The following is a 7,105-nucleotide window of genomic DNA, read 5'->3' as shown; positions in this document are numbered from 1 at the left end:
CCGGAAGTTCAACCTCACCACGGCCCTGCGCCAGCCCTGGACGTCCCTCACCGTCTGGCCGTTCTACCTCCCGCTCATCGCCTGCGGGGTCCACCCGGCCGCACTCGCCTTCTGCTCCTCGGCGAACCTCGTCTACCAGTTCTGGGTGCACACCGAACGGGTCGGCAAGCTGCCCCGGCCCTTCGAGTACGTCCTCAACACGCCCTCCCACCACCGGGTGCACCACGCCTCCCAGGGCGGCTACCTCGACCGGAACTTCGGCGGGATCCTCATCCTCTGGGACCGGCTCTTCGGCTCCTTCACCGCCGAGACCGAGCGGCCCGTGTTCGGCCTCACCAAGAACATCGCCACCTACAACCCCTTGCGCGTCGCCACCCACGAATACGCCGCCATCACCCGCGACGTACGGGCGGCCACCACCTGGGGCGAACGGGCCGGACGGATCTTCCGCGCTCCGGGCTGGCAGCCCTCGCGCACCGCCGGCGCCCCCGTGGGCGCGACCGTGCGGCCCCGCGCCGCCACCGAGCGCACCGGATGACGCCCCGCGCGGGAGCGCCCCGGCTCGTACGTCCGCTGCTCGCCGCCTTCCTCGCGGTCTCGGCCCTCCACCTGACCGGGCTCCTCACCGGCGTCGACGCCGCCCACCTGGCCACCAAGCCGCTGCTGATGCCGCTGCTCGCCGCCCACGCCGCCGCGCGGGGCGGCCCCCGGCTGCTCATCGCCGCGCTGCTGTTCGGCTGGGGCGGAGACGTGCTGCTGATGCCGGACGCGGAGGCGGCCTTCCTCGCCGGGATGGGTTCCTTCGCCCTCGGCCACGTCTGCTACCTGTGGCTCTTCGGGCGTGCCCGGGTCTCCCGGCCGGCCGGTCTCGCCTACGCCGCCCTCCTCGTGACCTTCGTCGTACTCCTGTGGCCCGGCCTGCCGGGCGGACTGCGGATCCCCCTCACCGGCTACGGCCTGCTCCTCACCGCGATGGCCTGGCGGGCCGGCGCCCTCGGCCGCCTCGCGGCACTCGGCGGCGGGCTCTTCCTGCTCTCCGACGCGCTCATCGCCACGGGCATCGCGGACCGGCCGCAGCTGCCTGCCCACGACTTCTGGATCATGCTGACCTACATCGCAGCGCAGTACCTGCTCACCCGGGGGACGCTCGGTGGATCTGCGGATCCCACCGGCGCCGACCCCGGGGCGTACCGCGAAAGGAGTACCGGAATCTGAGACAAGCGAGGAACCCGCACGCATGCGCGCCGCTGTGATCCACGCCCCCCACGGCGTCCGTGCGGAGGAGGTGCCCGACGCCACGGTCCAGCAGCCCGCCGACGTGTTCCTGCGGGTCCTGGCGGTCGTCGGTGACGGCGCGGCCGGCCTGTGCGGCGTCATGGCGGCCGAGCGGCTCGGCCGCCGAGCGGCTCATCGCGCTGGGCCGCCATCAGGCCCGTACCGGCATCGCCCGCGCCTTCGGCGCCACGGACGCCGTCGCCGAACAAGGCGACGGACGAGCGCACGGCGCTCAAGGTGCTCAGCAAGCCGTAGTCGCACCTGTACGGGGGAGGGGCCGGGGACAGCGGTCCCCGGCCCCTCCTCCATGCCTTACCCGCGGACCGCGTCCAGCGCGTCCACCACACCGGCGCCGTAGAAGCCGTTGTACTGCTCGCCGCCCTCGCAGACGGCGTCGACGGTGCCGTCACCGTCGATGTCGTACGGAGCGCCGCACGCGGTGGCGTCGGCCTGACGGGTCAGCAGCGCCTTCACCCCGGCCGCCGACGCGTACGGGTGGGTCGACTTGATCAGGGCCGCGACCCCCGCGGCATGGGGGGACGCCATCGAGGTGCCCGCCATGTAACCGAACCCGCCACCGGGCAGCGTGGAGAGGATCAGCCCGCTCTCGGCCGGTGCCTCCGGCGTCTGGTAGCGCGTCGAGTCACCGCCCGGGGCAGCCACGTCGATGACCCCGAGGCCGTAGTTCGAGTACGAGGACTTGAGGTTCTTCGCACCGGTCGCGGAGACCGTCACGACACCCGGGACCATGGTCGGGATGTCGGGGCACGCGCTCGGGTCGACCGTGCGCGTGACCGGAACCGTGTCGTTCGGGCTCGTCGGGTCCTCGATGGCGTCGAGGGCCAGGTCGTGGTCCGAGTTGCCGGCCGCGGCGATGTTGACGGCGCCCCTGCCCTCCGCGTAACGGGTGGCGCGGGTGACCGCCTCGACCAGGGCGCCCTGGTCCGGGTCGTCCTTGCAGTTGAACAGCCACGGGTCGGTGTAATAGCTGCTGTTGGTCACGTCGACGCCGTGCTCGGCGGCCCAGACGAAGCCGCAGACGACGGCCTCGGTGTAGAAGAATCCGGCCGGCGTGGACACCTTGATGCCGGAGACCTTCACGCCGGGCGCGACACCGGTGATGCCGGTGCCGTTCTTCGCCGCGGCTATGGTGCCCGCGACGTGCGTGCCGTGGGCGCTCTCACCGGCCGCGGGCCGCCAGGCGCCGTCCGTGGTGTCCGGGGCGCCGGACACGCAGTTCACCGAGGCCTCGCGGTCGAAGCTCGGGGCCAGGTCCGGGTGCGTGTCGTCCACACCCGTGTCGAGGACCGCGACCGTGACCTCGCTGCTGCCGAGCGACTTCTCGTGCGCCTTGTCCGCCTTGATGGCGGGCAGGTCCCACTGCAGCGGTTCCAGCGGGTCCTGACCCGCCACCGCGTCCTGCGACGCCGCCCGTGCCTGGCCGGCGGTGAGGGGCTGCTCGACCCCGATGTCCTTCGTCGCCTGCGGGACGAGCGGGCTGGTCCGGGTGACGCCCGCCGACTGGACGCCCTTGGCCTTGCGGATCGTCGCGCCGAAGTCCGGGTTCTGCGAGTGGACGACGATGACGCCGATCTTGTCGTACGAGGCCACGACGGTCCCGCCGGCCGCGGATATCGCCTTCCGTACCTGCTTGGCGGTGCCGTGGCCCGCGCGCGTGTTCACGACGTACGACAGCTCGGGGCCGTCCGTGCGAACCGCGGCCACCGGCTCGTCCGCGGGTGCCGCGGTCGCGGTCCCCGTCGGAAGGAAGCCGAGCGAGGCCGTGAGCGCGAGTCCGACGGGCAGCGTGAGTGCGCGAGTCCGTCTGGATGCCAGATGAGCCATGGGTTCTCCACATCATCCGTGCCGGTGGAGCCGGACACGGGCGTGTCCGGTCCGGTACATGACCAGTGAAGTTATCGCCGACCTTCCCGGCACATCAATGAATACGGGCAAGTGAGTTCGAGGTGTGACCTGAGGGGGCGCATCCGGGGGAGCCGGCGGGAGAAGACCGAACCTGCGGTGAACCGCTACGCCGCGCTCTCCGTGCCGTTGCACAGGGAGTCGTGCATATCCAGCCCCCGCCACCCCACAACGCGGAGGACTCCCCCGTGAGACCCACCGTCCCGACCACCACCGCACCCGCGTCGCGAGGAGAATCCGTGGCCACCGAAGCACCGCCGCCCCAGAGCCCTGAGGACGGCAGTCCCGTCCAGCCCACGACCGAGGCGTTCCTCGCCGCGCAGCACAGTGCGGAGTTCGCCGAGCTGCGCCGCTCCCACCGCTCCTTCGCCTTTCCCCTGACCGTCGGGTTCATCGCCTGGTACCTGCTGTACGTACTGCTGTCCAGCTATGCCGACGGCTTCATGAGCAAGATCGTCTTCGCGAACTTCAACGTCGCCTTCGTGTTCGGCCTCGCCCAGTTCGCCACGACGTTCCTCATCGCCTGGTTCTACTCGCGCCACGCCACGAACAAGCTCGACCCGCAGGCCGCGGCGATCAAGTCCCGTCTGGAGGCCGACGCATGAGCGCCGCGTACGCATCGCACACCTTGACCCAGCTGGCCGCGTCGTCGTCGACGACCGAGCACCGGCCGCTGATCATCACCCTCTTCGCGGTCTTCGTCGCGGCGACCCTGGGCATCACCGTCTGGGCCGGCCGGCAGACCAAGAGCGCCTCGGACTTCTACGCGGGCGGTCGGCAGTTCACCGCCTTCCAGAACGGCCTCGCCGTCTCCGGCGACTACATGTCGGCGGCGTCCTTCCTCGGCATCGCCGGCGCCATCGCCCTCTTCGGCTACGACGGCTTCCTCTACTCCATCGGCTTCCTCGTCGCCTGGCTCGTCGCCCTGCTGCTCGTCGCCGAACCGCTGCGCAACTCGGGCCGCTACACCATGGGCGATGTCCTCGCCTACCGGATGCGGCAGCGGCCGGTACGCACCGCCGCCGGCGTCTCCACCATCGTCGTGTCGATCTTCTACCTGCTGGCGCAGATGGCGGGCGCGGGAGTCCTCGTCGCGCTGCTGCTCGGCATCACCAGCGACGCCGGGAAGATCCTCATCGTGGCGCTGGTCGGCGTCCTCATGATCCTCTACGTCACCATCGGCGGCATGAAGGGCACCACCTGGGTGCAGATGGTCAAGGCCGTCCTGCTCATCGCCGGCGCGCTGCTGATGACCCTCATGGTGCTCTGGAAGTTCGACTTCAACATCTCCGACCTGCTGGGCACCGCCGCGGAGAAGAGCGGCCACGGCGCCGCGTTCCTGGAGCCGGGCCTCAAGTACGGCGTCACCGACGTGTCGAAGCTGGACTTCATCTCGCTCGGGATCGCGCTGGTGCTCGGCACCGCGGGTCTGCCGCACATCCTGATCCGCTTCTACACCGTCCCGACCGCCAAGGCCGCCCGCAAGTCCGTGAACTGGGCCATCGGCATCATCGGCGCCTTCTACCTGATGACGATCGCCCTCGGCTTCGGTGCGGCGGCGCTCATCGGGCCCGAGGAGATCAAGGCGAAGAACCCGGCGGGCAACGCGGCGGCGCCCCAGCTCGCCGAGTACCTCGGAGGGGTCGGCACCACCGGCGGCGCCATCATGCTCGCCGTCATCTCCGCCGTCGCCTTCGCCACGATCCTCGCCGTCGTCGCGGGCCTCACCCTCGCCTCCTCGTCCTCCTTCGCCCACGACATCTACGCCAACGTCATCCGCAAGGGGAAGGCGACCGAGAAGGAGGAGATGCGCGCGGCCCGCTGGGCCACCGTCGCGATCGGCGTCGTCTCCATCGGACTCGGCGCGATGGCCCGCGACCTGAACGTCGCGGGACTCGTGGCCCTGGCCTTCGCCGTCGCCGCTTCGGCCAACCTGCCGACCATCCTCTACAGCCTCTTCTGGAAGCGCTTCACCACCCAGGGCGCCCTCTGGTCCATCTACGGCGGTCTCGCCTCGTCCGTCTTCCTGGTGCTGTTCTCCCCGGTCGTCTCCGGGAAGGCCAGCTCGATGTTCCCGGACGTGGACTTCGCCTGGTTCCCCCTGGAGAACCCGGGCCTCATCTCCATCCCGCTGGGCTTCCTGCTCGGCTGGGTCGGCTCGGTCCTCTCCAAGGAGGAGCCGGACAAGGGCAAGTACGCCGAACTCGAGGTCAAGTCCCTCACCGGCACCGGAGCCCACTGACCCGGCTGCCGCACCTCGCGTGGGGCCCCGTCGTAGAGACCTACGACGGGGCCCCGCCGCACCTCGTGCCAACCGGGCCCCCGCGATGTCACCGCTCTCGCGTAGTCTCGAAGGAGTCAGACCGCAACCGCGGACACCATCGGGGGAGGGGGCCCACAGTGCTCGTCGACACCTACGGCCGGGTCGCCACCGACCTGCGCGTTTCACTGACCGACAAGTGCAATCTCCGCTGCACCTACTGCATGCCCGAAGAAGGCCTGCAGTGGCTCTCCAAGCCCGACCTGCTCAGCGACGACGAGATCGTCCGGCTCGTCCGCATCGCCGTCACCGCTCTCGGCATCACGGAAGTCCGCTTCACCGGCGGTGAGCCGCTGCTGCGCCCCGGTCTCGTCTCCATCGTCGAGCGGTGCGCCGCCCTGGAGCCCCGCCCCAGGATGTCGCTCACCACCAACGGCATCGGGCTCAGGCGCACCGCCGCCGCGCTGAAGGCGGCAGGCCTGGACCGGGTCAACGTATCCCTGGACACCCTGCGCCCCGACGTCTTCAAGACGCTCACCCGCCGTGACCGGCACAAGGACGTGCTGGAAGGGCTCCAGGCCGCCCGCGAAGCAGGACTCACCCCGGTCAAGGTCAACTCCGTCCTCATGCCCGGCCTCAACGAGGACGAGGCCCCCGAGCTGCTCGCCTGGGCCGTGGAGAACGCCTACGAGCTCCGCTTCATCGAGCAGATGCCGCTCGACGCCCAGCACGGCTGGAAGCGCGACGGCATGATCACGGCGGGCGACATCCTCGCCTCGCTGCGCACGCGCTTCACCCTCACCGCGGAAGGCGACGAGGAGCGCGGATCCGCCCCCGCGGAGCGCTGGACCGTGGACGGCGGCCCGCACCGCGTCGGTGTCATCGCCTCTGTGACCAGGCCCTTCTGCAGAGCCTGCGACCGCACCCGGCTCACCGCCGACGGGCAGGTCCGCACCTGCCTGTTCGCCCGCGAGGAGACCGACCTGCGCGGCGCCCTGCGCTCCGACGCGCCGGACGAGGAGATCGCCAGGATCTGGAAGCTCGCGATGTGGGGCAAGAAGGCGGGCTCCGGTCTCGACGACCCCGCCTTCCTGCAGCCCGACCGCCCGATGTCAGCGATCGGCGGCTGAGGACTCCCACTCCGCCAGCGTCACGACGTCCTTGAGGAAACCCCGCACACCGAGGAAGGACGAGAGGTGCTCCCGGTGCCCGTCGCACGCCAGCCAGGTCTTGCGGCGCTCGGGGGTGTGCAGCTTCGGGTTGTTCCAGGCGAGGACCCACACGGCGTCGGCACGGCAGCCCTTGGTGGAACAGACCGGTGATCCGGTGGCGCTCTCGGCGGAGGTATCGGGGAAGTTCACGGCCTCAACCCTAAGCGCTCCCGCTCCAGGACCCCGCGACGCACCCCCGCCGGAGAACGGCGACGCCGGGCAGCCACGGGGGGAGCTGCCCGGCGTCGGTCCGTCGCTCCGACGGGGGATGCGGAGCGCTCACGAAGTATGCCACGGGGCCCGGGGCCCGTCGCACCGGAACGTCATGATTGCCCTCAGCTCTTCCCGGCCCCCCGGGCGTGCCGCCGCTCAGTCCGTGGGGCGCGGCTCGCCCACGCGGCCGGCTGCCCCGGGCTCCGGGGCCGGCTTCGCCGCC

Annotated in this window: 7 protein-coding genes and 1 pseudogene; 6 read left to right on the top strand and 2 right to left on the bottom strand. The window is 71.0% G+C overall.

Going from position 1 to position 7,105, the window contains the following annotated elements; genetic code table 11:
* From VN520_RS19485 to VN520_RS19475, 3 genes and pseudogenes are all read left to right on the top strand, one after another.
* On the top strand, positions 1-538 hold a 538-nt coding region (locus VN520_RS19485; RefSeq protein WP_325748205.1), incomplete at its 5' end, for a sterol desaturase family protein.
* Positions 535-1,215, top strand: coding sequence for a lysoplasmalogenase (locus tag VN520_RS19480; RefSeq protein ID WP_325748204.1), 681 nt, complete (start codon positions 535-537; stop codon positions 1,213-1,215). The genes VN520_RS19485 and VN520_RS19480, both read left to right, overlap by 4 nt.
* Positions 1,216-1,333: 118 nt before the next feature.
* Positions 1,334-1,529 (top strand): annotated as a pseudogene (locus VN520_RS19475) (IMP dehydrogenase); the annotation flags it as partial.
* Between the two features lie 58 nt (positions 1,530-1,587).
* On the opposite strand, the gene VN520_RS19470 reads toward VN520_RS19475, so the two are convergent.
* Positions 1,588-3,120 (bottom strand): S8 family peptidase, encoded by a 1,533-nt coding sequence (locus tag VN520_RS19470; protein ID WP_325748203.1) that lies wholly within the window; start codon positions 3,118-3,120, stop codon positions 1,588-1,590.
* Between the two features lie 317 nt (positions 3,121-3,437).
* On the opposite strand from VN520_RS19470, the gene VN520_RS19465 reads away from it, so the two are divergent.
* From VN520_RS19465 to moaA, 3 genes are all read left to right on the top strand, one after another.
* A complete protein-coding gene (locus VN520_RS19465) occupies positions 3,438-3,803 on the top strand; it encodes a DUF485 domain-containing protein (RefSeq protein WP_325748202.1) in 366 nt (121 codons plus the stop codon).
* On the top strand, positions 3,800-5,440 hold the full coding sequence (locus tag VN520_RS19460; RefSeq protein WP_325748201.1) for a cation acetate symporter: 1,641 nt from the start codon (positions 3,800-3,802) through the stop codon (positions 5,438-5,440). Before VN520_RS19465 ends, VN520_RS19460 begins: the two co-directional genes overlap by 4 nt.
* A 158-nt stretch (positions 5,441-5,598) precedes the next feature.
* Positions 5,599-6,588 carry a GTP 3',8-cyclase MoaA gene (gene moaA, locus VN520_RS19455; RefSeq protein WP_325748200.1) on the top strand — a complete coding sequence of 330 codons (990 nt, stop codon included), beginning with the start codon at positions 5,599-5,601 and terminating at the stop codon, positions 6,586-6,588.
* On the opposite strand, the gene VN520_RS19450 is transcribed toward moaA, so the two are convergent.
* A complete protein-coding gene (locus VN520_RS19450) occupies positions 6,571-6,819 on the bottom strand; it encodes a hypothetical protein (protein ID WP_325748199.1) in 249 nt (82 codons plus the stop codon). The two genes, moaA and VN520_RS19450, sit on opposite strands and share 18 nt — an antisense overlap.
* Positions 6,820-7,105 lie beyond the last annotated feature (286 nt).

Source organism: Streptomyces sp. (assembly GCF_035563135.1).
GTDB lineage: Bacteria > Actinomycetota > Actinomycetes > Streptomycetales > Streptomycetaceae > Streptomyces.
The sequence above is the reverse complement of the archived record's forward strand: the minus strand, read 5'-3'. Positions and strand labels throughout refer to the sequence as shown.

Bases quoted from the DNA above. Each gene is read 5' to 3' on its own strand.
- VN520_RS19480 (WP_325748204.1), top strand. From the start codon at position 535: ATGACGCCCCGCGCGGGAGCGCCCCGGCTCGTACGTCCGCTGCTCGCC.
- VN520_RS19470 (WP_325748203.1), bottom strand. From the start codon at position 3,120: ATGGCTCATCTGGCATCCAGACGGACTCGCGCACTCACGCTGCCCGTC.
- VN520_RS19460 (WP_325748201.1), top strand. From the start codon at position 3,800: ATGAGCGCCGCGTACGCATCGCACACCTTGACCCAGCTGGCCGCGTCG.